Origin of the sequence: Roseococcus pinisoli, assembly GCF_018413645.1 — a bacterium.
In the GTDB taxonomy this organism is placed as follows: domain Bacteria; phylum Pseudomonadota; class Alphaproteobacteria; order Acetobacterales; family Acetobacteraceae; genus Roseococcus; species Roseococcus pinisoli.
In genome coordinates this window covers 1,168,264-1,189,753 of sequence record NZ_JAHCDA010000001.1, presented here as the reverse complement: position 1 = coordinate 1,189,753, position 21,490 = coordinate 1,168,264, and the positions used below count along the sequence as shown (strand labels likewise).

General features: G+C 71.1%; 21 protein-coding genes. 7 read left to right on the top strand and 14 right to left on the bottom strand.

Features of this window, described 5'->3' with window-relative positions:
* Nucleotides 1-116 precede the first annotated feature (116 nt).
* Both KHU32_RS05790 and KHU32_RS05785 read right to left on the bottom strand, forming a co-directional pair.
* Nucleotides 117-1,076, bottom strand: coding sequence for a FecR family protein (locus KHU32_RS05790; RefSeq protein WP_213669057.1), 960 nt, complete (start codon nt 1,074-1,076; stop codon nt 117-119).
* Nucleotides 1,077-1,099: 23 nt separating this feature from the next.
* Nucleotides 1,100-1,606: an RNA polymerase sigma factor gene (locus KHU32_RS05785; RefSeq protein ID WP_283771010.1), complete on the bottom strand. Its 507-nt coding sequence runs from the start codon at nt 1,604-1,606 to the stop codon at nt 1,100-1,102.
* A gap of 284 nt (nt 1,607-1,890) precedes the next feature.
* Here KHU32_RS05785 and KHU32_RS05780 point away from each other — a divergent pair, with 284 nt between their 5' ends.
* Complete coding sequence (locus tag KHU32_RS05780; RefSeq protein WP_213669055.1) at nt 1,891-2,079, top strand: hypothetical protein; 189 nt, start codon at nt 1,891-1,893, stop codon at nt 2,077-2,079.
* Nucleotides 2,080-2,095: 16 nt separating this feature from the next.
* Here KHU32_RS05780 and KHU32_RS05775 read toward each other — a convergent pair whose 3' ends face one another.
* The 3 genes from KHU32_RS05775 to ku all read right to left on the bottom strand — a co-directional run bounded on the left by KHU32_RS05775 (nt 2,096) and on the right by ku (nt 7,391).
* A complete protein-coding gene (locus tag KHU32_RS05775; RefSeq protein WP_213669054.1) occupies nt 2,096-3,700 on the bottom strand; it encodes a hypothetical protein in 1,605 nt (534 codons plus the stop codon).
* Nucleotides 3,701-3,862: 162 nt separating this feature from the next.
* Nucleotides 3,863-6,466: a DNA ligase D gene (gene ligD, locus KHU32_RS05770; protein WP_213669053.1), complete on the bottom strand. Its 2,604-nt coding sequence runs from the start codon at nt 6,464-6,466 to the stop codon at nt 3,863-3,865.
* A gap of 4 nt (nt 6,467-6,470) precedes the next feature.
* Nucleotides 6,471-7,391 (bottom strand): non-homologous end joining protein Ku, encoded by a 921-nt coding sequence (gene ku, locus KHU32_RS05765; RefSeq protein WP_213669052.1) that lies wholly within the window; start codon nt 7,389-7,391, stop codon nt 6,471-6,473.
* A gap of 141 nt (nt 7,392-7,532) precedes the next feature.
* On the opposite strand from ku, the gene lpxD reads away from it, so the two are divergent.
* On the top strand, nt 7,533-8,552 hold the full coding sequence (lpxD, locus tag KHU32_RS05760; RefSeq protein WP_314072791.1) for a UDP-3-O-(3-hydroxymyristoyl)glucosamine N-acyltransferase: 1,020 nt from the start codon (nt 7,533-7,535) through the stop codon (nt 8,550-8,552).
* 90 nt (nt 8,553-8,642) lie between these two features.
* Here lpxD and KHU32_RS05755 read toward each other — a convergent pair whose 3' ends face one another.
* From KHU32_RS05755 to KHU32_RS05725, 7 genes are all read right to left on the bottom strand, one after another.
* The gene (locus KHU32_RS05755; RefSeq protein WP_213669050.1) at nt 8,643-9,323 is read right to left on the bottom strand and encodes a DUF4198 domain-containing protein; all 681 of its coding nucleotides are present in this window, start codon (nt 9,321-9,323) and stop codon (nt 8,643-8,645) included.
* 14 nt (nt 9,324-9,337) lie between these two features.
* A complete protein-coding gene (locus KHU32_RS05750; RefSeq protein WP_213669049.1) occupies nt 9,338-9,673 on the bottom strand; it encodes a DUF3325 domain-containing protein in 336 nt (111 codons plus the stop codon).
* Nucleotides 9,673-11,241: a PepSY-associated TM helix domain-containing protein gene (locus KHU32_RS05745; RefSeq protein WP_213669048.1), complete on the bottom strand. Its 1,569-nt coding sequence runs from the start codon at nt 11,239-11,241 to the stop codon at nt 9,673-9,675. The genes KHU32_RS05750 and KHU32_RS05745 overlap by 1 nt, the downstream gene beginning before the upstream one ends.
* Entirely contained in the window at nt 11,238-11,558 is a 321-nt protein-coding gene (locus KHU32_RS05740) for a DUF3649 domain-containing protein (protein WP_249680566.1), read from the bottom strand. The genes KHU32_RS05745 and KHU32_RS05740 overlap by 4 nt, the downstream gene beginning before the upstream one ends.
* Nucleotides 11,559-11,964: 406 nt before the next feature.
* Nucleotides 11,965-12,612, bottom strand: coding sequence for an FMN-binding negative transcriptional regulator (locus tag KHU32_RS05735; RefSeq protein WP_213669047.1), 648 nt, complete (start codon nt 12,610-12,612; stop codon nt 11,965-11,967).
* A 72-nt stretch (nt 12,613-12,684) separates the two neighbouring features.
* Nucleotides 12,685-13,371 (bottom strand): cyclase family protein, encoded by a 687-nt coding sequence (locus KHU32_RS05730; protein WP_249680564.1) that lies wholly within the window; start codon nt 13,369-13,371, stop codon nt 12,685-12,687.
* A gap of 31 nt (nt 13,372-13,402) precedes the next feature.
* Nucleotides 13,403-14,407, bottom strand: coding sequence for a Bug family tripartite tricarboxylate transporter substrate binding protein (locus KHU32_RS05725; protein WP_213669046.1), 1,005 nt, complete (start codon nt 14,405-14,407; stop codon nt 13,403-13,405).
* 72 nt (nt 14,408-14,479) lie between these two features.
* Here KHU32_RS05725 and KHU32_RS05720 point away from each other — a divergent pair, with 72 nt between their 5' ends.
* From KHU32_RS05720 to KHU32_RS05710, 3 genes are read left to right on the top strand one after another with little or no spacing between them, the layout of a single operon-like run.
* The gene (locus KHU32_RS05720) at nt 14,480-14,680 is read left to right on the top strand and encodes a hypothetical protein (RefSeq protein ID WP_213669045.1); all 201 of its coding nucleotides are present in this window, start codon (nt 14,480-14,482) and stop codon (nt 14,678-14,680) included.
* Nucleotides 14,681-14,698: 18 nt separating this feature from the next.
* On the top strand, nt 14,699-15,511 hold the full coding sequence (locus tag KHU32_RS05715) for an IclR family transcriptional regulator (protein WP_213669044.1): 813 nt from the start codon (nt 14,699-14,701) through the stop codon (nt 15,509-15,511).
* Nucleotides 15,511-16,881 (top strand): amidase, encoded by a 1,371-nt coding sequence (locus tag KHU32_RS05710; protein WP_213669043.1) that lies wholly within the window; start codon nt 15,511-15,513, stop codon nt 16,879-16,881. Before KHU32_RS05715 ends, KHU32_RS05710 begins: the two co-directional genes overlap by 1 nt.
* Before the next feature lie 92 nt (nt 16,882-16,973).
* Here the strand turns inward: KHU32_RS05710 and KHU32_RS05705 are convergent, their stop codons facing one another.
* The gene (locus KHU32_RS05705) at nt 16,974-17,219 is read right to left on the bottom strand and encodes a hypothetical protein (RefSeq protein ID WP_213669042.1); all 246 of its coding nucleotides are present in this window, start codon (nt 17,217-17,219) and stop codon (nt 16,974-16,976) included.
* A gap of 391 nt (nt 17,220-17,610) precedes the next feature.
* On the opposite strand from KHU32_RS05705, the gene KHU32_RS05700 reads away from it, so the two are divergent.
* Nucleotides 17,611-18,975: a transglycosylase SLT domain-containing protein gene (locus KHU32_RS05700; RefSeq protein WP_213669041.1), complete on the top strand. Its 1,365-nt coding sequence runs from the start codon at nt 17,611-17,613 to the stop codon at nt 18,973-18,975.
* A gap of 172 nt (nt 18,976-19,147) precedes the next feature.
* Here KHU32_RS05700 and KHU32_RS05695 read toward each other — a convergent pair whose 3' ends face one another.
* Nucleotides 19,148-20,182, bottom strand: coding sequence for a glycosyltransferase family 4 protein (locus KHU32_RS05695; RefSeq protein ID WP_213669040.1), 1,035 nt, complete (start codon nt 20,180-20,182; stop codon nt 19,148-19,150).
* A gap of 122 nt (nt 20,183-20,304) precedes the next feature.
* Between KHU32_RS05695 and KHU32_RS05690 the strand changes: the two genes are divergently transcribed.
* A complete protein-coding gene (locus tag KHU32_RS05690) occupies nt 20,305-21,486 on the top strand; it encodes an MFS transporter (protein WP_213669039.1) in 1,182 nt (393 codons plus the stop codon).
* Nucleotides 21,487-21,490 lie beyond the last annotated feature (4 nt).

The following is a 21,490-nucleotide window of genomic DNA, read 5'->3' as shown; positions in this document are numbered from 1 at the left end:
CCTTCGAAACCAACATCGATCCCCCAAAACCCGAGACATCGGGGCCGAGTTCATGACCCCTCCTTCATCAGGACGACGCGGATCGGAATTCCGGGACGTGGCGAAGTCGAAAAATTTCAGCTGTGCAGGACGATGACCAGCCCGCCCAGGCGAGTGGATCCGATGCCGAGGGTGCGCTCCAGCACTGTCAACGCCGCCAGAGGATCGCTGATATCGAAGCTGCCGCTGATGCGCCGCCGGGCCAGGGTATCGGTCGCGATAACGATACGGGTGCGCGTGCGCCGGCCCAGGCGCTCCACCACCGAGGCCAGGGTGGCGTTCTCCACGACCAGCGTGCCGCCGCGCCAGGCCGCGATCGCGGCAGGATCCGCACCTCGGATCGCGCCGAGACGACCATCGCTGCCATAGACGACCTGCTGCCCCTCGCGGAGCGTGGCCTCCTGGGCTGGTCCGCCGGAGACGGGGGCAACGACACGGACGGCGTGCTGCATGACGCCGACCTCGGCGCCTTCAGCCATCAGCCTGACGTCGAATTCGGTGCCGAGCGCGGTGCTCGATCCACCCGCTGCCTGCACGGTGAAGGGGCGCCCGGCATCAGCGACGACACGGAAATAGGCCTCTCCACGCAGCAGGCGCACGTCACGGCGCGTCGCATCGAAGGTGACGGCAATGGCCGACGCGGAATCCAGCTGGACGGTCGAGCCGTCGGGCAAGGTCAGGGTCGGCTGCTCATCAAGGCCGGCGACCACATCGGCCTGCAACCGAACCGGACCGTCCAGGGTAAAAAAGAGAAGGATACCGGCGGCAACGACGGCCGAGGCCATCCAGGCGGAACGCCGCCGCAAGGCCGGCCGACGCACTGGCGCGGAAAGGCGCAGGGCATGGCACGCACCGTGAAATACGAGCTGAGCCTCGCGGAAGGCCCGGGCGTGACGGGGGTCGCGCGCGAGCCATTCTTCACAGGCGACACCGTCCGCGGCGCTCGCCTCGGGCGCATCGAGGCGCAGCACCCAGGCGGCTGCCTCACTCCTGATCGCTGCGTCACGCTGATCGCCCAATTGCGCCTCCATGCGCATAGCGAGCCGCCCCACCCCCTCCGTCAAGGTTCCGAGAACCTTTCGACACAAGTCTCCAGCGCCAGCCGCAGGTGGCGATCGACCATGTTGCGCGAGATGCCGAGCCGGCGCGCGATCTCGTCCGGCGAAAGGCCTTCGAGGCGGTGCAAGGTAAAGACCTCCCGCTGGCGGCGTGGCAGCTGTTCGATGATCCAGCGCAGCCGCTTGAGCTCCTCCCGGGCAATCAGAATGTGGTCGGCCGCCGGCGCCAGGCCCGGAACTGCCGCACGCTGCTCCTCGGTTAGGTGCATCAACGGCGAGCGGCGTTCCTGGCGCTCGCCATCGATCATGAGGTTACGGGCGGTGCGATGAAGATAGGCCCGGGCGTCCCGGACGGCCTCGCCAGGCTGCACCTTCATGAGGCGAAGGAAGGATTCCTGCAGCAGGTCCTCCGCAACCTCGAGCGCGGCGCCACGGCGGCGCAGCATGCGCATCACCTCGCCGGAATGGCGCTGGAAGGCCGCCAACAGGGCGAAGCGAGGGGACGACATGGCGCGATGGCGAATCCGGACGCAGCGGTTTCAACCTTTTCCCGCAACTGATAGTTATTCGCAATAAGGTAGCGTGGCTTACCTCGTCGCCTTCTCCACCGCCTCGCGCAGCGACCCGCCCGCATCGTCGAAGCCCGGCCGGGTCGAGAGCCGGCCATCGAATACAGCTTCGCCTATTCCATCGGCACCGCCGTGGAGCCCGTGCTGCGCCTCATCGGCTTCAACTGGCAGATCGGCGTTACCCTCGTTCCCTGCATGGCAGCGCGCTCTCGGGCAAATGGTCGTTGGCGACGGCGCTGGCCTTCCTCGCCTGGTACATCTTCGCCCCGCAATGCGCGGCGACGCTGGCCGTGATCCGGCGCGAGACGGGGAGCCGCGGCTGGGCCTGGTTCACCTTCGGCTACATGCTCGCGCTGGCCTATGCCGCCGCCTTCGTAACCTTCCAGACGGCGAGTTTCCTGGGCGCGGGGTAGGCGCGCCCCTCTCGCCTCAGCGCCCCAGATAGGCCCTGGCCGCCACCACCTCGGCCCGGCCTCCACCATCCCCCGCTATGTCGAGCAGCGCGGCGTAGTACTGCCGCGCCTGATCGGGCTGCCCCGCCGCCTCGGCCGCGCGGGCGGCCCCGGCGATGGCGTGGAAACGACGCGGCTCGGTCCGCTGCACGGCCTCGAATTCGATGAGAGCCGCCGGCGCCTGCCCTGCTTCCAGCAGCGCCTCGGCATAGAGCTCGCGCGCCGGGGCCAGCGGTCCCGGTGTGATGACGTGCTTGTCGGTACGGCCTTCGCGGTCGGCCGCGGCGCGCAGGGCGATGAGCCCCTCCTCGCGCCGGCCCGCCATGAATTCCTGCAGGCCTGCGGCGGCGGCGCGCTGGATCGCCACCTGCTCCGACCAATAGGCGTCACGCCCTTCCAGGGATTGGGCGATGCGGCCGAGGGCGGCGATGTCGGTCGTCGCTTCGGTGGGCCGGCCCAGGCGGGAGAAACCGATCGCGCGCGCGAAATGGGTCAGCGCCTCGGTATAAGCGAAGCTGGATTCGGGGCGCGGCTGGAGCGCGGCGGCATCGGCCCAGGCGCCTCGCTCCAGGGCGAAGCGCGCAGGGATCGCGGCCATGGCGAAGGCATAGGCGTTGCGGGTGGGGCCATCGAAACGCGCCGAGACGGCCCGCTGCATCGCCTCGCGCGCCGCGTCGTCACGGCCGGTCTGCAGATAGGCATAGACCATGTAGTCATAGGCGTGCAGCGCATCGTCAGCCTCGCGATTGCGAAGCGCCAGCTCTGCAGCACGGGTGTTGCTCTCGACGGAATCCCCCCAGCGGCCCACGCGCGTGTAGATGTGGGAGGGCATGTGCTGCGCATGCGGCGCGTCGGCGGCGAGCGTGCCGTAGCGCTCGGCGGCGCGGATGCCGCGATTGGCCAGGGCCGGATAGTCGTAGAGATGGATCAGGTAGTGGACGATGCCGGGATGCTCGGGCTGGAGCACCAGCTCGCGCTCCAGCATGGCGGCGCCGCGCAGCGGATCGGCATAGGTGCGGTCACCCGGCGAGGAGGCCACGCCGAGCAGCAGCGCGTATTGGATCATCCCTTCCTTGTCGTCCGGGAAGCGCTCGTGCAGCCGGCCCATCGCGTCGCGATAGGCCACGAGCCGCGCGCGATGGCCGGGCGGATCGTCGCCGGCGAAGACCAGCGCCAGCGCCTCGACATAGGCCGCCTCGCGCGGGCTGCGCGCGCCCAGGCGCTTCGCCTCCTCCAGCAGCGCCCGGCCCTGGCGCAGGTTCTGGGCCGAGGGCGGGCTGTAGGGGTTGGTGAGCAAGGTCAGCGCCTCACCCCAATAGGACATGGTGCAGCCCGGATCCTGCTGACGGACCTGCCGGAAGGTCTCACCGGCGACCTGGTACCAGAAGGAATGCTGCAGCAGCATGCCGTGGTTGAAATCGGCCTGTGCCGCAGGGCTGCAGGTCACCGGGAAGTTCACGGTGCCGAGCATGCGGTGCGGGGCCGGCGCATCGGCCGTCTGGGCATGGGCGAAGGGAGGGGTGAGGCTGGCGAGCCCCAGCCCGGCCGCGAGGGTCAGTCTCGCAAGGGTCGCGTGACGCATGGCCGTGACCTCTTCGAACGGAGGCGCCATGGGCGGGCAGCGCGGGCTGCCCCTGGGGGCCTCCTCGTGAGCGGCGATGCTTAGGAAGCGCGGGGATGGCGCGTCAAGAAAAGTGGCTGCCGGCGTAAGTTTCCTCAGACGCCGGAGCGCGCCTCATCACCGCTACCTCGTCGCCTTCTCCATCGCCTCGCGCAGCGACCCGGCCGCAGCATCGAAGCCCGTCCAGGGATCCTTCGGCAGCGGCGCCTCCAGCAGGGCCGGTAGGCGAAGCCCGGCCGGATCAAGCCCCGGCTTCACCTCGGCCCACTTGATCGGATGTGCCACCGGCGCCCCTTCGCGCCCGCGCGGCGACCAATTGGCGATGGCGGTCGAAAGCCGGTCGTTGCGCAGATAGTCGAGGAAGATGCGGCCCGTGCGCGCCTTCTTGGCCATGGTGGTGGTGTAGAGCTTCGGCGCATCCTGCTCCATCATCGCGCAGACCAGCCGGGCGAACTGCTTGGCCTGGGGCCAGTCCGGCGCTTCTCCCCGCGCCGGCACGGCCAGCGGCACGACCAGATGCAGCCCCTTGCCGCCCGTCACCCGCGGGAAGGCGGCAAGGCCATAGCCCTTCAGCCGCTCGCGCAGCTCCAGCGCGCCCTTCACCACCGCGTCGAAGCCGAGCTCCGGCGCGGGATCGAGGTCGAAGATCAGGCGATCGGGCGTCTCGGGCCGATCGGCGCGGGCGCCCCAGGGATGGATCTCCACGGCGGAGACCTGCGCCAGCGCCGCCAGCCCCGCCGCGTCGTCGATGCGCATATAGGGCTTGGGCTGCCCCTCGATCGGCACGGCGCGGATCAGCGGCGACTGGCCCGGCATGGCGTGGCGCTGGAAGAAGAGCTGATGGCCGATGCCGTCCGGCGCGCGAAGCACGGAGATGGGCCGGCCGGCGACCTCAGCCAGGATGCGCTCCGCGAAGCGCGCGTAATAGGCGCCAAGCTCGCCCTTGGTCACCGCCGGCGTTGTCTCGGTGGCGGGCCAGAGGACCTTGTCGGGATGGGTGAGCGAGGGGCCTGAAGCCGCGCGCTGGCCCGGTGCCCTTGCGGCAGACGACGCCTGCGCGGCGGCCGGCGCCTTCGCAGCGGGCGGCGCCGCGGCCTCGGGCGGCGGCGTCACCTCCCGCGCCGGCTTGTCCTCCCGAAGCCCCTGGAAGCTGGCATGGCGCAGGATGCCCTCCTCCGTCAGCCCGCCATAGGCGATCTCGGCGACCAGCTTCGGCTCGGCCCAGAGAGCGTCGCTGAGACGGGCGGGCTGGGCACCCACGAAGGGCGAGGTCTTGCGCCGCAGCGGCTCGAGCTTGCCCATCAGCTGCGCGCCCATCGCGCCGGAAAAGCCGGTTCCGACGCGGCCCATATAGACGAGCTTGCCGTCGCGCATCGCGCCCATCAGCAGCGAGCCGAGGCCCCTGCCCTGCCCCCGCTTCTCCAGCGACCAGCCGCCGATGAGGAACTCGTCGCGCCCGCGGCACTTGGCCTTGGTCCAGGCCATGCCCCGCCCGCCGGTATAGGGCGCGTCGGCGCGCTTGGAGACGATGCCCTCCATGTGCAGGCGGCAGGCGCTGGCGAGCACCGCCTCGCCGGGCTGAGTGAAGTGGTCGAGGTAGCGGATCGCCTGGCCCTTGGCGGGGAGATGCGCCTTCAGCGCCTTCTTGCGCGCCAGCTGGGTCTCGGACCGCAGGTCGCGCTTTCCGTTATGCAGCAGGTCGAAGGCCCAGTAGAGCAGCGGCGCCTTGCGCTCGCCCGCCAGCACCGCCTGCAGCGCGCCGAAGCTGGGCTGGTTGTCGGCGTCGAGCGCGACCGCCTCGCCATCGATGATCCCGTCCGGCAGCGAGGCCGCCTCCTTCGCGATGGACGGGAAGCGCTGCGTCCAGTCGAGGCCGGTGCGCGTGCGGAGCGCGACCCTGCCCTTCTCGACCCGCAGCTGGAGGCGATAGCCGTCGAGCTTCAGCTCGTGAATCCAGTTCTTGCCCTCTGGCGGGGTGGAAACGAGCTGGCAGAGCTGGGGCGGCAGGAAATCCGGCAGGCCTTCCGGCTTCGCCTTCGCGGCCTTAGGTGAAGCTGCCCGCTTGGCGGAGGCGGCCACCGGATCCGCCTTGGGCGCGGAATGCCACACCTCGTCCTCCCCGGGCGCCTTCTTCGCGATCTGCGCCAGGCTGCGGCCCGTCTTCACGGATTTCTCCGCCTTCAGCACGGCGTCGCCCTCGCCCGGCGTCGCCATGCTGTCCTTCTCCTTGATGAGCAGCCAGTTCTCCCGGCCGGCTTTCTCGCCCGGCTTGGGCTTCAGCCGAACGAGGACGAAACCGCCCTTCAGCCGCTCGCCGGACACCACGAATTTCAGCTCGCCCGCCGCCAGGTCGCGATCGACATGCTCGGGATCGAGGGGCGCCCAGAAGCCGCGATCCCAGAGCATCACCGTGCCGGCGCCATAGCCGGGAGCGGGGATCACGCCCTCGAAGCTTCCGTAGTCCAGTGGATGATCCTCCACCCGCACGGCGAGGCGCTTGTCGGCTGGATCGAGGGACGGCCCGCGCGTCACCGCCCAGGATTTCAGCACGCCCTCCCATTCGAGACGGAAGTCGTAGTGCAGACGCGTCGCGTCATGCTTCTGCACGACGAAAGCCAGGCGCGGCACCGCCTTGGACCGCCTGGAGGCGCCGCCCTGCGGCTCGGGCGAACGAGAGAAGTCGCGCTTGGCGCGATAGGTGCCGAGCTTGTCCGCCGAGACCGCCATGGCGCTACCCCGTGCGGCGGCGCTTCGCGGGCGCCGCCTTCTTCGCCGGCGCCTTGGCGGCGGGCTTCTGCACGGGCGCCTTCTTCGCGGGGACCTTCTTGGGCGCGGCCTTGGCGGCCCTGGCCGCCGGCTTGCGCTCGGGCGCCTTGCCGCCCTGCTCGAGGCTCTTCCGCAGCGCCTCCATCAGGTCGATCACATTGTCGCCGCGCGGCGGCGGCGCCGTCACGCCGCCATCGTCGCCGCCCTTCTTGCTCTCGATGAGCGCGCGGAGCGCATCCTCGTAGCGGTCGTTGAACTGGTCGGGGTCGAAGGCGCCGGCGAGCTGGTCGATGATCTTGTCGGCGATCTCCACCATGCGACGGTCGGTCTTCGCCTCAGGGATCTCGTCGAAGACGGCATCCCCGTCACGCACCTCGTCGCGGCTGCGCAGCGTGGTCAGCAGCATGCCGCGGCCGCGCGGCTCGATCGCCACCACGCGCTCCCGCGTGCCCATGACCACCCGCGCCAGCGCCACCTTGCCCGCATCGCCCATGGCCGAGCGAATGACGGTATAGGCATCCAGCCCCGCCTTGCCGTCCGGCACGAGGTAGTAGGGCGTGTCCCACCAGATGCGGTCGATCTCCGCCTCGGCGACGAAGCGCTCGATATCGATGGTGCGCGTGCTTTCCAGCCGGACGGAGCGGATCTCCTCGTCGGTGAGCAGGACGTACTGGTCCTTCTCGTACTCGAAGCCGCGGACGAGCGACTTGCGCTCCACCTCGCCGCTCTCGGGGTCGACGACGATCTGGCGGATCCGGTTGCCCGTCTCCGGATTGATCAGGTGGAAATGGATGTCCCGCGCGTAGCTCGTGGCCGGATAAAGCGAGACCGGGCAGGACACGAGCGAGAGCCGCAGGTGGCCTTCCCAACTGGGCCGCTGTGCCATGCCATTGATCTCCTCACCGGGGCGGAACGCGACAGGAGCCCCTGGGGTTGCTGTCAAGGAAAGGCGGCCGGCCCCCGACACCGCTCGCCGCCGATCTCCAATCGTGTCAGACTGCCGTGGCACGGCACGAAGGCGCCTCACGTGACTTCCAATCTCGGCGACCCGCGCTTCTTCGCGCGATCGGGTCCGCATTCCCTCGCCTCCGTGACCGCCGCCGCCGAGGGCTCCTCGCAGGCGACCGAGCGGCAGTTCAGCGGCGTGGCCGCCCTGCACGTGGCCGGGCGCGGCGATGTAAGCTTTCTCGACAACCGCCGGTACCTGCCGGCGCTGGCGCAGACCGATGCGGGCGCGGTGCTCATCCACCCCGATCTCGCCGACCAGGTCCCCAAGCACGCGGTGCCCATCCTCACCACCTCGGTCTATGGGGCCTGGGCGCGCGTCGCGGCACTGTTCCATCCGCTACCCCTGCGGGAAGGCGGCATCGACCTACTGGCCTCGGTCCATCCGACGGCCATCATCGACCCGACGGCCTCCATCGGCGCCTTCGTCTCGATCGGCGCCCATGCCGAGATCGGCGCGCGCTGCTGCATCGACCCGGGCGCCGTGATCGGCGACGGCGTGGTCCTGGGCCCGGATTGCCGGGTGGGCGCGCAGGCCAGCATCAGCCATGCCCGCCTGGGCGCGCGCGTGCATGTCTGCCCCGGCGCCCGCATCGGGCAGGAGGGGTTCAGCTTCGCCCGCACGACGCAGGGCTTCCTCAGCATCCCCCATCTGGGCCAGGTTCTCGTGGAAGACGACGTCGAGATCGGCGCGAACACCACCATCGACCGCGGCTCCTCGCGCGATACCAGGATCGGCGCGGGCACGCGGATCGATAACCTCGTGCAGATCGCGCACAACGTGCAGCTCGGGCGCTACTGCGTCATCGTGGCCCAGGTCGGCATCTCGGGCTCGACCACGGTGGAGGATTTCGTGCAGGTCGGCGGGCAGGTCGGCATGGCCGGGCACCTCACCATCGGCAAGGGCGCGCAGATCGGCGCGCAGGCCGGCGTGATCGCCGATGTGCCGCCCCAGGCGCGGATGCTGGGAAGCCCGGCGCAGCCCGCCTCGATCTTCTTCCGCCAGGTGGCGACGCTGAAGCGCCTCGTCGGCCGGAAATAAGACGAAGCCCGGTCACGCCGCTTGGCATGACCGGGCGAAACCGTCCCGAAAACTCAGGAGGCGGGCCGGGTGTACGGCCCGCCCGTCGCCTCAGCGCGCCGGCCAGGCGATGCCGTCGCGGACCGCGAAGGACAGCGTGGAGACGAAGCGCTGGCGCGTATAGGCGCCCTCGCCCGTGCCGCCCGCCTGGTTGTCGACATGCGCGGCCTCGGCCACGTAGCGGCCGGCCCAGGGCGTCTCGAAGGTCACGCGGCCCTCGGCGTCGGTGCGCAGCTTGCGCTCCCAGAGCGGCGGTGCGACCAGGGTCACCTCGGTGCGGGGCAGCGGCTGGCCGCGGAACATCAGTGTGAACTCGTTGCCATTGGCGGTCACGGGAACCAGCTCGAGGTCCAGGACGCCGCGCGTCTCGGTGCGGCCCTCGCGCGCCAGCATCACGGCGCGCGTGCGATCGGGAGAGCCCGCACGGCCGAAGGGCGCAAGCGTGTCCTCGATCATGCGGATGTCGCCCGTGCCGGCGGGAAGGGTCGCGGCGATGTGATCCTCGCGGCGCGTCACCGGCAGGGCAGCGGCGGGATCGGTGGCGAAGATGCGCGGGCCGGTGATCCGGTCCAGCAGGGCGCCGCTGCGCTCGCGCAGGTTGTCGACCGGCTCGCCGAAATACAGCCGGGCGCCGTCGCCGTCGCGCTCCAGCCAGAGCTGGTGCGCCAGGGCGCTGGAGGCCAGCGTGACCAGCGCGGTCATCACCAGCATGGGCAGGCCATTCTTGAACATCGGATGTCTCCTTTTCAGATGAGGGCGGACACGAAGAGGACGCAGATCGCGGCGCCGGGAAGTGCAGGGCCGAGCGCGAGGGCCACGCGCGGCGCATAGGGAAGCAGGAAGGCCAGCGGCAGCGCCGAGGCGGTCAGGAGGCCGATCCAGCCGACGGGGCCCATGATCCAGCCCCAGGCCGTCACGCCGGCGCCGAACGACAGCACGAGCAGCGCCCAGCCGGCGATGCGCAGCGCCTGGACCCGCGGCGGCTTCGGACGGCCGCCGATCACCTCCTGGTGATGGCGGTCGAGCGAGAGGCAGAGCGCCAGGAAGCCGGCGTAGGCCAGCGCGAAGGAGAGCAGGATCATCAGGCGCTCTTCGCCGCGGCCGGCATCGCGGCGTCGCGCGCCTTGCGCTTCACCGGCACCGTCTCGGGCCGGCGGGCCAGTTTCCAGGCGATGGCGCCCATCAGCGCGCCCATGCCGGCGAGGCCGAGATCCATCCCCGCCATCGCCCAGTCGCCCTGGGGCAGCGACACGCCGAGGTGGCGCTGCGTCGTCAGCGCGTTGAGCAGTGGGATCGCCAGGCCGAGGAAGGCCGCGAAGGCGAACTGCTCGATCCAGGCGCGCCGCAGCGGCCGGATCAGCGCATGCAGCAGCGACGCGACCCAGAGGCCGAAGAACACCCGTATCTCCCAGTCCGGACGGGCGGCGATGTCGAGCGGCAGCAGGCGGTTCGCCCAGAAGAAGCCGGCCATCGCAATGGGCAGCCCCGCGATCGTGGCGACATTCAACGTGTCCACGAGGCGCTGGCCGAAGCCCGGCTTGGCGGTGGCCGCGCGCTTCTGGCGGTGCTTCGCGGCCCAGAGGATGAGGCCCGTCGCCACCATACCCGTGCCGGCGAGGCCCGAAAGAAAGAACAGCGCGCGCATCACAGGCCCGGCGAAGCGGCCCAGATGCAGCCCGTAGGTGACGCCGCGCGTGGCCGCCGCCGCGCCGTCGCCGCCCGTCTCGGAGGTGCGCTCGCCGGTCGTGCCGTTGAAGACGATCGTCTGCGGGTTCATCGACAGGCGGCCCGCATCGCCGCGGCTGATCTGCACCACGGAATTCGCATCGGTCGGGTTGTGCACGGTGAGGCGCGCAACGCCCTGCTCGCCCCATTGCCGCGCCGCCTCGGCCACCAGCGGGCCGATCGCGACGAGCTCGCCGGGCCGGCCCGCGGCACGCGGCGGCGGGGGCGAGCCCACCGCCTCGGCGAAGAAGGCCTGGCGGTTGCCGTTATAGGCGGCGTCGATCCCCCAGGGCATGTACATCAGCATCAGCGTGATGAGACCCGTGTAGGTGATCATCAGGTGATAGGGCAGCGCGAGCACCGCCATGGCGTTGTGCGCATCCAGCCAGGAGCGCTGTGGCGCCTTGCCGGGGCGGAAGGTGAAGAAGTCGGCGAAGATGCGCCGGTGCGTGATGACGCCGCTGATGATCGCCACCAGCATCATCATCGCGCAGAAGCCCACGACCCAGCGGCCCCAGATGGGCTGCATGTGGAGCTCGAAGTGGAAGCGGTAGAAGAAATCGCCGCCGCGCGTCTGGCGCGAGTCCACCCGCTCGCCCGAGACGGGGTCGAGGATCGCATTCTGGAAGCGCCGGGCCTCGGGCGAGCGCCAGAAGACGCGGATGATCGGGTCGCGCTCCTGCGGCAGGCCGACAGACCAGGTGTTGGACCGCGGCGCGATCTGGCGCAGCGCATTCACGGCGAGCTCGGCCGCGGCCTCGGGGCCGGCCGCGGAGGCATGCAGCTCCGGCCGCATCCACTGCGAGATCTCGCCCTTGAAGTAGCTGGCGGTGCCCGTGAGGAAGACGGCGAAGAGGATCCAGCCGACGAGCAGGCCGGACCAGGTGTGCAGCCACGCCATCGACTGGCGGAAACCGTTCTTCATGGCCAGGTCATCCAGGCAGCGGCGGCAAGGACCGCCATGGGGATCAGCAGGCCGACCCAGGCCCGCAGCGCGGTGCGCGCGGCGAAGACCCAGACCACGGCGCCCGCATAGACGGCGAAGCTGAGCAGCATGCCCGTCATCACCGCCTCGGCGCGCTCGAGCGGCAGCAGCGTGGCGCAGACCACGGAGGCCAGCGCGCCGAGGGCGTACCCGCCGAGGATCGCGGCGATGGTGCGCATCGCCACGCCGGGCCAGCGCCAGCCGCGGGCGCGCTCCCAGAGGGTCGAGGCCGTCATCTGCGGGACAGCGGCTACCATTCGCGGCCACCGCCTGCGAGCGCGATCGCCGGAAGCCAGCGCAAGCGGAACACCCGCGGATCATCAGGAAGCACGCTAGACCCTTTCCCTACGCACGGCATGCCGTCGCGCCGACGGTCGGTTTAATGCAAATGATTCGCATTCCGACAAGCTCGGCACCAAAACTTTCCGCCCCTCAAACGAATTCATGCAAAGAGACGGCAACTCTGGTTTTCCTGTCGGGGGCCGACGAGCAACGCCCTTGCGGACGCCGGCAGCCGTCCGTCGCTCGGGCGAGGGGATGGGCCTCGTCTGGCCCCCCGACTGGTTTTGCGGCGCAAGCGCCTGCCTGTCATTTGCAACTAATTCTCAATTGCGACAAGAGGGACGATGCGCTTCCGGAAAAATCCCGGCGCGGCCCCTGTCCTTAGGTCGCCCCGCGCGATCCTTCGGCGCCGTAGTCCAGCCCCGGCCGGGCCGCGCGCATGCGGGCCGCGATGGCCCGTCCATTGGGCTCGCCCCGGCTCTCCAGCATGCGGACGATGGCGAGGTGGTCCGAATCGGGCTTGAGCTGGTTGTGCTTGCGCTGGCCCTCGACGGTCGCGACCTCGATCTCGATGGTCACGATGGCGGCGAGCATGGCCTCGCGCTTGCCGGGCTCCATGGTCGCGAGGCCCCAGGGCGGCTTGGGCGCGACCCGCGCCTCGGCGACGGCCAGCAGCGCGTCGCCATGGCCACGGTTGCCCGTGACCTCCCGGCGCCGGGCGGGGCCGGTGAGGTGCACCGCCTCGTAGAGCCAGGTCGAGACGTTGTCGGGCCGGGCGTACCAGTCGTTGGAGATGTAGGTGTCGGGCCCGGCGACCGCGAGCAGGAAGTCGCGCCCATCCGCCAGCGCGGCGAGCGGATTGGCCCGGGTGACATGCAGCTCGACGATCCCGTCACGAAGGATGAAGGGCAGGTGCGAGGCGATGGGGCGCCTGCCGTCGAAGGCCGTGAGCAGGCCGAAGCCGCGTCGTGCCGCGAGCTCGAGGGCCTCTTCGCGCGGAATGGCGAATTCGGGCTGCAGCAGATGCATGGGACGGCCTCCTGACCGTCCCATTGGGCGATGAAACCGGCTGGATGGCCAGTCTCGTCGTGAGGGCTGCCCTCAGGCGAACATCGCGACCGCGCGGATCGGGCTCGCCGTGCCGCCGCGGATCTTCAGCGGGAAGCCGATGAAGGTGAAGCGGCCGCGCCCGAGCAGCGCGTCCAGGTTCGTCAGGCATTCCATGTGCGTGATGCCGAGCTCGGCGCAGGCCTTGTGCGCCTGGAAGTTCAGCTCGCCCTCGGGGGACGGGCTGATCGCCTCCACGCCGAACATGCCGATGCCCTGCGCCGCCAGCCAGCGGATCGCCTCGATCGAGAGGCCCGCGAAGTCGTGCTGATAGGCGGGCGTGCCGAGCAGCTTGGTCGTGCCGAAATAGATCAGCACCGTGTCGCCCGGGCGGATGGTTTCGCCGGACTTGGCGATCGCGGCCTGCACCTCCTCCAGGGTCGCGGCCGTGCGCAGCGGCACGTGCGAGAGGTCGATGCAGAAGGCCGAGGTGTAGAACTTCTCGAGCGGCATCTGCTCGATGGATTCCGCCTCGGGGCGCGGGTCGAAATGCACCGGCGCGTCCACATGCGTGCCCGCATGGTCCGAGAAGGAGATCGACAGCGCCTTGCTGGAGAAGGTGGTGCCGCCGGCCTTCTTCAGCTCGGAATGGTCGTTCCACACCGTCATGACGACGGGCGGGTGGGAGGGATGGGCCTGCGTGCGGTGAAAAAGCTCGCGGCTAAGGTCGACGAATTCCATGGGAATCTCCTGAAGAGGAAGGGGAGCCGGATTATTCCAGGGTCAGCCCGGCGCGGCGGATGACGCCGGCCCAGCGCGCGCGGTCGGCGGCGATATGGGCAGCCAGGTCCTGGCGGCGGACCGGCAGCGGATCGGCGCCGATCTCCGCCAGCTTCGCGCGAACGGCCGGCAGGGCGATCGTCGCCTCCATCGCATCGCCGAGGCGCGTGACGATGGCCTCGGGAAGGCCGGCGGGGCCGAAGAGCGCGTAGAAGAGGACGGCCTCGTAGTCGGGGTAGCCCGACTCAGCGAAGGACGGGACCTCGGGCAGCCGCGCATGCCGGCCGCGCGAGGTGACGGCGATGGGCGTGACGCTGCCGCCGTGGATATGCGGCAGGGCCGTCGGCACCGTGTCGAACATCATGTCGATCTGGCCGGCCAGCACGGCGGCCGTCGCGGGCGAGGTCCCCTGATAGGGCACGTGCGTCAGCTCGATGCCCGCCTGGCTCTCCAGCAGCAGCATCGCCAGATGCGTGCTCGATCCCATGCCGGCCGTCCCGTAGGTCAGCGCGCCGGGCCGCGCCTTGGCGAGCGTGACCAGCTCGGCGAGGTTCCGCACCGGCAGGCCGGCGCGCGCATAGAGCACGTTGGAGACGTTGCCGACGGCGGCCAGCGGCACCAGCGCCGTCGCCGGATCGTAGGTGAGGCGCTTGATCTCGGGATTGATGGCGTTGGTCGACTGGTTGCCGAGCAGGAAGGTGTAGCCATCGGCCGGGGCACGCGTCGTCGCCTCGGTGCCGATGGAGCCACCGCCGCCCGCCCGGTTCTCCACCACGATCGTCTGGCCGAGCAGCGGCCGGGCCATTTCCGCCAGCACGCGGCCGAGCACATCCGCGGCACCGGCCGGCGGGAAGGGCACGATCAGCCGCAGCGGCCGCGTCGGATAGGCGGGCACCTGCGCGCGGGCACCGGAGACCACGGCCGGCGCGGCGAGGAGGCCGCCCGCGGCGAGGATCAGCTGGCGGCGGCCGGGCGCCGAAGGGGGATTGGAACGCATGACATCTTCTCCTGCAGGGGCCGGAAAACTGGATCCCTCGCCGCCGCGCCGTGCCTGAAGGAATTCCGGTTGGTGGAATCCATCCTGCCGGGCGGCTTTCGCGCAGATGACCGCCAAGGGACGGGCCACGACAAGTCACGATTCCATATTGTGGATTTTCTTGTGGAAGTTTCGCGGCCACCCACAGTTTCACCCCTCGGCCATATCCGAGGCTTCCAGGTCGATGAGGCGGGATTGCCCTGGCGAGCGGCCGAGGGCACCTTTCCCGCATGAGATTCATGTTTCCACATAATGGAATTTAAGGGGGCCGAGGCACCTCGCTACCGCGACGGCGCCCAGAGCATCCACCGCACCGCGGCCCTCCTGCGGGAGATCGCCGCCGCGCGGGGCGGCGGCGCGTCGCTCAGCAAGCTTTCCGCCGCCACCGGCCTCGTGCCCTCGACGGTGCACCGCATGCTCCAGGCCCTGGTCGACGAGGAGCTGCTGGCCAAGGACCCCGCGACCCGCACCTACCGGGCCGGCCCCCTGCTCTACGAGCTTGGCCTGGCCGCCGCGCCGCGCCTGGACCTGCGGAAGATCTGCGCGCCCGTCCTGCAGCGCATCGCCGAGGCCACGGGGGACTCGGTCTACCTCACGGTCCGGAGCGGCGACGACGCGCTCACGCTGGACCGCCGGGAGGGCAGCTTCCCGATCAAAGCCCTGCCACAGGAGATCGGCAACCGCCGGCCGCTAGGCGTGGGCGCGGGGGCGCTGGCCGTTCTCGCCGCCCTGCCCGCCCCCGAGGGCGAGGCGCTCGTGATCGCCAATGCCGCGCGCTACGGCCGCTACCGCCTCACCGCCGAGCGCGTCGGCACGGAGCTGGCCGCGGCGCGGGAGCGCGGGCACACGGTCAGCACCGGCCGCTTCGTCGCGCGCTATCGCGGCGTCGCCGTCCCCTTCGGCGGCCTCGAGACCCCGGCGGCTTCCCTCTGCGTCATCGCGATCTCGGAGCGCCTGAAGCCCGAGCGGATCGAACGCGTCGCGGAGCTGCTCCACCGCGAGGTCGCGGCAATCGGAACGCTTCTCGCCGACCAGGCCCCTCCAGAACCCACAGGACATTGGTGATGACCGAACTCCCGCCGCGCGAGAGCGCCACGAGCATGGCCGCGCGCCTCGCCGCCGGCGCCACGACGCCCACCGCCCTGCTGGAGGAAAGCCTCTCCCGCATCGCCGCGCTGGACGACACGCTGCACGCCTGGGCGCATGTGGACGCCGTACAGGCCCGCGCCGCCGCCGCCGAGGCCGAGTCGCGGCAGCAGGCCGGGCGGCGGCTCGGCCCGCTGGACGGCATCCCGGTCGGCGTGAAGGACAACCTCTTCGTGAAGGACATGCCCGCGCGCTGGGGCAGCACCTTCTACCGCGACCATGTGCCCGACCGGGACGACATCGTCGTGGAACGGCTGCGCGCCGCCGGCGCCGTCATCGTCGGCAAGACGAGCACGCCGGAATTCGCCCTTTCGGGACGCACCTTCAGCCCGATCACCGGCCATACGCGCCACCCGATGGACCCTCGGCTGACGCCGGGCGGGTCGAGCGGCGGGGCCACGGCGGCGGTCGCCTCGGGCATGATCCCGCTCGCGGTCGCGACGGATGCGGGCGGCTCCACCCGCCTGCCCGCCAGCTATACCGGCCTCTTCGGCCTGCGCCCCTCCAATGGGCGCCTGCCGCGGCGCTGGGGCTTTCCGCCGATGGCGATGGATTTCCAGGCCCTAGGCCTCGTCGCCGGTACGCTCGGCGACATCGAGCTGCTCTATGCCGCGCTCGCCGGCCCCGATCCGCGCGACCCGACCTCCCAGCGCCTGCCGGCCGACCCGCCGGCCGCCACGGATCGTCCGATCCGCATCGGCTGGATGAACGCCTATGGCGAGGAGCTGGTCGACCCCTTCGTGCGCCAGGCCGTGGCGGAGGCGGCGCAGCGCCTGGCCGGCCTGGACTGCGAGGTCGTCCCGGCCGCGCCGCCCTATGATCTCGCGGCCATCCGCGACATCTGGGGGACCGTTTCGGCCGCCGGCGTCGCCCGCATGGCCAGCCGCTTCCCGGAGCGATGGGCCAGCGATTCCAGCGAGTCGCTCCGCCCCATGGCGGAACGCGGGCGGGCCTTGTCGATCCCGGATCTGGTCGAGGCGGTGGACCGGCTCAACGCCTTCCGCGCCGATGTCTCGGCCGCCTGGGGCGAGTACGACGCGCTGCTGATGCCCAGCGCGGCCGCCCCAGCTTGGCCGGCGGAGGACGAATTCCCCCGCGAGATCGACGGCAGGCCCGGCCATCCGCGGGCGATGAACGTCTTCGCCACCTGGGTGAATGCCGTGGGCTATCCCGGGCTCAACGTGCCGGCGACGCCGCATCCGGACGGGCGGCCGATCGGCGTGCAGCTGGTGGGCCGCTTCGGGACGGAGCGCATGCTGTTCGAGATCGCGCGGCGCCTGGGGGGCTGAGGCTCCGAGCCTTTCCAAGCCGGGCGGAAGCGCCCGGCGACTCGGGAAACGCGCTCGAGCCAGGCGCTGGAGCGGCCGGAGCAGGCGCCGCCCTAGCGGCTGGCCTGCAGCTCCGGATGATCGCCGGCCGTCAGGGTCACCCGCTGGCCGAGGCGGAAGCCATCGCTGGCGCTGCGCACGAAGGCGATGTCCCGGTCGCCCTGCTCCAGCCGGACCACGACCTCCACCGCCGAGGCCGGGGCCGCCTGGCCGCCGCCGGCCGAGACGCGCATCACCTGCGCCATGGCCCGCTGCCGGGACTCGGAGGCGGGCGCCGAGCCCAGGGGGCGGAGCCCCACCACAACCCCTCGCGCGACGCCGGAGGTCGCGAGCGGGGCCGCGCCGTCGGAGGCCGGAGTCGGGGCTGGGCCGCCGCAGCTGGCTGCGCCCAGGGCCAAGGTCAAGACGCTGATTCGCGCAAATCGGGACATGTGGCCATGATGCCGCAGCTTCCTTGATTCCGCCATCGGGGAGCCAACACTTGCCTTAGAACGGACTTCTTTGCTTGATCGTTTGGCGGTGTCGACGGTAGGTTCTGGCTCAGCCACGCCCACTGTGCGGCTTGTTTTCGTCGCTGCTGTACCCGGTTCCATGGGGGTGGTTCTGGGTGCCTCGTTCGCAGCGAACAGGGGGAGTTTCTACGGAATGCAGCTCATCGTTTCGCGCCGAAGGGGACGGCTGGCTAAGCCGTTGGCTGCGTTTGCCGTGCTGACCCTTCTCGCCGCCTGCGGCACCACGCCCCAGGGCGGCGCCGTCACCTCCGCCCGCCACCACACGCCGCGCAGCTACGATCCGCCCGGCTCCGCCAGCGATCCCTGGGGTCCCTGGATCCGCGAGGCCTCCCGGCGCTTCGACGTGCCCGAGCAGTGGATCCGCAGCGTGATGCGGCAGGAATCCGGCGGCCGCGCCCGTGCCACCTCGCCGGTCGGCGCCATGGGCCTGATGCAGGTGATGCCCGCCACCTATCGCGAGCTGCAGAGCCGCCACGGCCTCGGCGACGACCCCTACCACCCCTACGACAACCTGATGGCCGGCGCCGCCTATCTACGGCAGATGTACGACCTCTACGGCTCGCCGGCCTTCCTGGCCGCCTATAATGCCGGCCCGCGGCGCCTGGAGGACTACCTCTACAACAGCCGCGGCCTCCCGGCCGAGACGCGCAACTACGTCGCCCGGGTCGGACCCAACGTGATCCGTTCGAGCCCGGTGCGCCGCGCGCCGTCCGAGGTCTATGCCGCCGCCGAGATCCCGCTGAACGTGCCGCCCGGCCCGCGCCGCATGGACGCCTCCATGCGGACCGCCCTCGCCGAGGCCCGCTCGATCCGCGAGCAGAACGCGCAATACGCCTCGCTGCCGCCGGCGGAGCCCAGCATCGCGCCGGTCCGCATGGCCTCGGCCGCGCCGTCGCCGTCGCCGCGGGCCTCCGATTACAGCAGCCTCGCCTCCACGGGCGGCGGACTGGTCCCGATGAGCGGCACGCCCGGCGTCGTCGCCATGATGCCCATCCCCGACGGCTCGACGCCCGAGGGCGCCGCGCGCCTCGCCGAAAGCGCGGGCCGCGAGCCGATGGGCGGGGAATTCGGCGGGGACCGCATGGTCGTCGCCCGCATGGATCCCATTCCCGACGGCTCGACGCCCCAGGGCGCCGCACGCCTCGCGGAGGCCAGTGCCCGGATGGAGCCCCCGGCGCCGCCGTCCCCGCGCTTCTCGCCGCAGCTGGTGGCCACCCGGCCGCCGCCGCCCTCCAGCGGTTCGCGCTTCGGCCTGATCGGCACTGCCCAGGCCAGCACGCTCGCCTCCGGCGTCCGGCCGGCCGCCACCAGCAACGCCGCCTGGAGCATCCAAATCGGCGCCTTCACCTCGCCCGAGCAGGCGCGGTCGGCGGCGCAGGGTGCGCAGAACCGCATCGGCGGGCGGGTGCATGTGATGCCGGTCTCGGTGGGTCGCGCCACCCTCTTCCGGGCGCGCGTCGCGGGTCTCAGCCAGACCGGCGCCCAGCAGGCCTGCGACCGCCTGCGCGGCCGCGACGGCTGCAACGTCATCTCGCCCGACTGAGGCGGGACGCCCCGGGAGCCTGATGCCGCGAACGGTATCGGGCCCGAGGGAGCCAGGGCCCCTTGAGGGCCTTTCCGATCCAGTGAAGAGGCAAGGGCCAGCGGTTCTTGCCGGAGGCGCGGGGCCTTCGCGACCTGCCGTCTATCGCAGAGCCGGACCGACGAGGTCCCGGCTACCAGCTCGTTCCGGTTTGCCGCATGCGCCGGATCACATAGGTCGCCCAGACCAGCTGCACGGCCAGGGCCGGCAGCACCACCAGCGGCTTCTCCGCCGGCGCCAGGACCAGGAACAAGAAGGCCAGCGCGGCGTGGAACAGCGCGAAGCCCCAATGCACGCCCGCGACGACGCGGACGGGGACGCCGCTGCGCTGGGCCATCTGGTAAAGATGCGAGCGGTGCGGCGCGCTCACGCGCTCCCCCGCCAGCGCCCGCCGCGCGAGCGTGAAGGTGGCGTCGAAGAGCAGCCCGAAGAGCAGCAGCGGCACGATCAGGAAGCTCACCTGGCCCATCTCGAAGCCCGCGGCGGCCACGCCCAGCACCGCCAGCATGAAGCCCGCGAACTGGCTGCCCACATCTCCCATGAAAATCCGTGCCGGGTGCCAGTTGAAGGGGAGGAAGCCCGCGAAGCCGGCCAGCAGGAACATCGCGGCGGCATGCGCGAACCAGCTCTGGTCCAGCGCCGCGATCACCGCCAGCGTCGCGCTCGCGATCACGACGACGCCGGTCACCAGCCCGTCCAGCCCGTCCATGAAATTGACCGCGTTGGTGCAGCCGACGATCCAGAACAGCGTGATCCCGAGGCCGACCAGCCCCAGCTGCACCTCGCCGATGCCCGGCAGGGCCAGCGTCTTCAGCGCGAGGCCCGTGGCCATCGCCGCCGCCGCCGCCAGGGCCTGCGCGCCGAGCTTCACCAGGAAGCTGAAGTCCTTGAGGTCGTCCAGCAGCGCGACGGCGGCGATCGCGACCGCCGCCAGGACGACCGCGGTGAAGCGCGTCTCCGCCAGGGTGGAGAAATGGTAGAAGGCGAGCATCCCCACGATGAAGGCCAGCACCGGCCCCACGCCGCCGCCCTTGGGCGTCGGCCGCGTGTGGGACTTGCGGGCGTCCGGGTGGTCCAGGATCGGCCGGGCGATCATCGCCCTGACCGCGACGGCCGAGACGACGGCGAGCGGCACGGCCATCAGGATGGTGAGCACATAGGGGGGCATGGACCCCGGCCTATGCAACGGGCCGGCCCATACCGCAATCGGTCGGGCGATCTGTTCCATGTACGTTCTGTACATCCCGGCCGGATCCAGTGATCATCGCCCGACGATTCGAGGGGGGCGGCATGGCGGCGGTTCTGGTGCTCTGGGCCGCCTTCTTCGTGGTCAATTTCAACATCGCGATGATGATCCCGCTGCTGCCCTTCATCCAGGCGGATGTCGGGCTGTCGCCGCGGGAGGCCGGGCTGGTCCTGGCGGCCTTCCCGGTCTTCGCGCTGGTGTCGAACCTCGCCCTCGGCCCCTTCGTCGACCGCTTCGGGCGGCGGCCCTTCATCATCGCCGGGGCGCTGGCCTGCGCGGCGCTCTTCCTCCTCACGGCCCTGGCTCGGGGGGCGGTGCCGATCATCCTGGCGCGGGCCGCCACCGGAATCTTCATGCCGATGGTCGGCGCCTCGGTCTTCGCCGCCATGGCCGATTACGTGCCGGCGCCGCAGCGGGCCCGCATCGCCGGCTACATCACCTCCGCCGCGCCGGTCGCCTTCCTCGCCGCCATGTCGCTGGGCGTGACCCTGGGCGGGCTGGTCGCCTGGCAATTGCCGCTCGTCGCCCTGGCCGCGGTCGCACTGGCGGTCGCGATCGGGGCCTGGCGGCTGCCGCCGACGCCCGCCGCGGCGCGCACCACGGGGCGGATCACCGCGCGGACCTATCGCAACCGCCTGCTATCCCTCTCGCTGGACACGGCCACGCGGCTGTTCCTGCTCTCCCACCTCGCCTGGGCGCTGGCGCTCTTCGTCTTCCTCGGCCTCTATCCGAGCTGGCTGCTGCAGGCGGGACTTCCCGGATATGGCGCGGGGGCGATCGGCGCGCTGTTCCTCCTCGCCGAGGTCGGCGGCCTGTTCGGCGCACTGCTGGCGGGGCGGATCTCGCGCCGCTTCGCCCATCCGCTCGGGCCCTGCGCCGTCGCCTCAGGGGTGGTCGCGCTGGTGATGCTGACGATCCCGCTCGGCGGCGGCATGGCGCTGCAGGCGACGGCCTATTTCGTCTTCGCCTTCAGCCGGGACCTGATGCTGGCCCTGATGCTGGGCGGCGCCATGGCGCTGGTCGCGCCGGCCGAGCGCGGCAGCCTCAACTCCATCATGAATGCGATCTACCAGACCGGCGCCTCGCTGGGCGGCATCGCCAGCGCCTGGCTCTATGCGGTGCGTCCGGATTTCTGGGGGAACGGCCTCACGGCCTTTATCCTGATGGCCGCGGCGGCCGCCATGCTGACGGCCGTGACGCGGACCGGCATGCGGCCCGCGTCCTGAGGCC

What these genes read in the sequence shown, in the direction of transcription:
- KHU32_RS05790 (WP_213669057.1), bottom strand. Translation starts at nt 1,076, where the DNA reads ATGCGCATGGAGGCGCAATTGGGCGATCAGCGTGACGCAGCGATCAGG.
- KHU32_RS05785 (WP_283771010.1), bottom strand. Translation starts at nt 1,606, where the DNA reads ATGTCGTCCCCTCGCTTCGCCCTGTTGGCGGCCTTCCAGCGCCATTCC.
- KHU32_RS05775 (WP_213669054.1), bottom strand. Translation starts at nt 3,700, where the DNA reads ATGCGTCACGCGACCCTTGCGAGACTGACCCTCGCGGCCGGGCTGGGG.
- ligD (WP_213669053.1), bottom strand. Translation starts at nt 6,466, where the DNA reads ATGGCGGTCTCGGCGGACAAGCTCGGCACCTATCGCGCCAAGCGCGAC.
- ku (WP_213669052.1), bottom strand. Translation starts at nt 7,391, where the DNA reads ATGGCACAGCGGCCCAGTTGGGAAGGCCACCTGCGGCTCTCGCTCGTG.
- KHU32_RS05755 (WP_213669050.1), bottom strand. Translation starts at nt 9,323, where the DNA reads ATGTTCAAGAATGGCCTGCCCATGCTGGTGATGACCGCGCTGGTCACG.
- KHU32_RS05750 (WP_213669049.1), bottom strand. Translation starts at nt 9,673, where the DNA reads ATGATCCTGCTCTCCTTCGCGCTGGCCTACGCCGGCTTCCTGGCGCTC.
- KHU32_RS05745 (WP_213669048.1), bottom strand. Translation starts at nt 11,241, where the DNA reads ATGAAGAACGGTTTCCGCCAGTCGATGGCGTGGCTGCACACCTGGTCC.
- KHU32_RS05740 (WP_249680566.1), bottom strand. Translation starts at nt 11,558, where the DNA reads ATGGTAGCCGCTGTCCCGCAGATGACGGCCTCGACCCTCTGGGAGCGC.
- KHU32_RS05735 (WP_213669047.1), bottom strand. Translation starts at nt 12,612, where the DNA reads ATGCATCTGCTGCAGCCCGAATTCGCCATTCCGCGCGAAGAGGCCCTC.
- KHU32_RS05730 (WP_249680564.1), bottom strand. Translation starts at nt 13,371, where the DNA reads ATGGAATTCGTCGACCTTAGCCGCGAGCTTTTTCACCGCACGCAGGCC.
- KHU32_RS05725 (WP_213669046.1), bottom strand. Translation starts at nt 14,407, where the DNA reads ATGCGTTCCAATCCCCCTTCGGCGCCCGGCCGCCGCCAGCTGATCCTC.
- KHU32_RS05715 (WP_213669044.1), top strand. Translation starts at nt 14,699, where the DNA reads ATGGAATTTAAGGGGGCCGAGGCACCTCGCTACCGCGACGGCGCCCAG.
- KHU32_RS05710 (WP_213669043.1), top strand. Translation starts at nt 15,511, where the DNA reads ATGACCGAACTCCCGCCGCGCGAGAGCGCCACGAGCATGGCCGCGCGC.
- KHU32_RS05695 (WP_213669040.1), bottom strand. Translation starts at nt 20,182, where the DNA reads ATGCCCCCCTATGTGCTCACCATCCTGATGGCCGTGCCGCTCGCCGTC.
- KHU32_RS05690 (WP_213669039.1), top strand. Translation starts at nt 20,305, where the DNA reads ATGGCGGCGGTTCTGGTGCTCTGGGCCGCCTTCTTCGTGGTCAATTTC.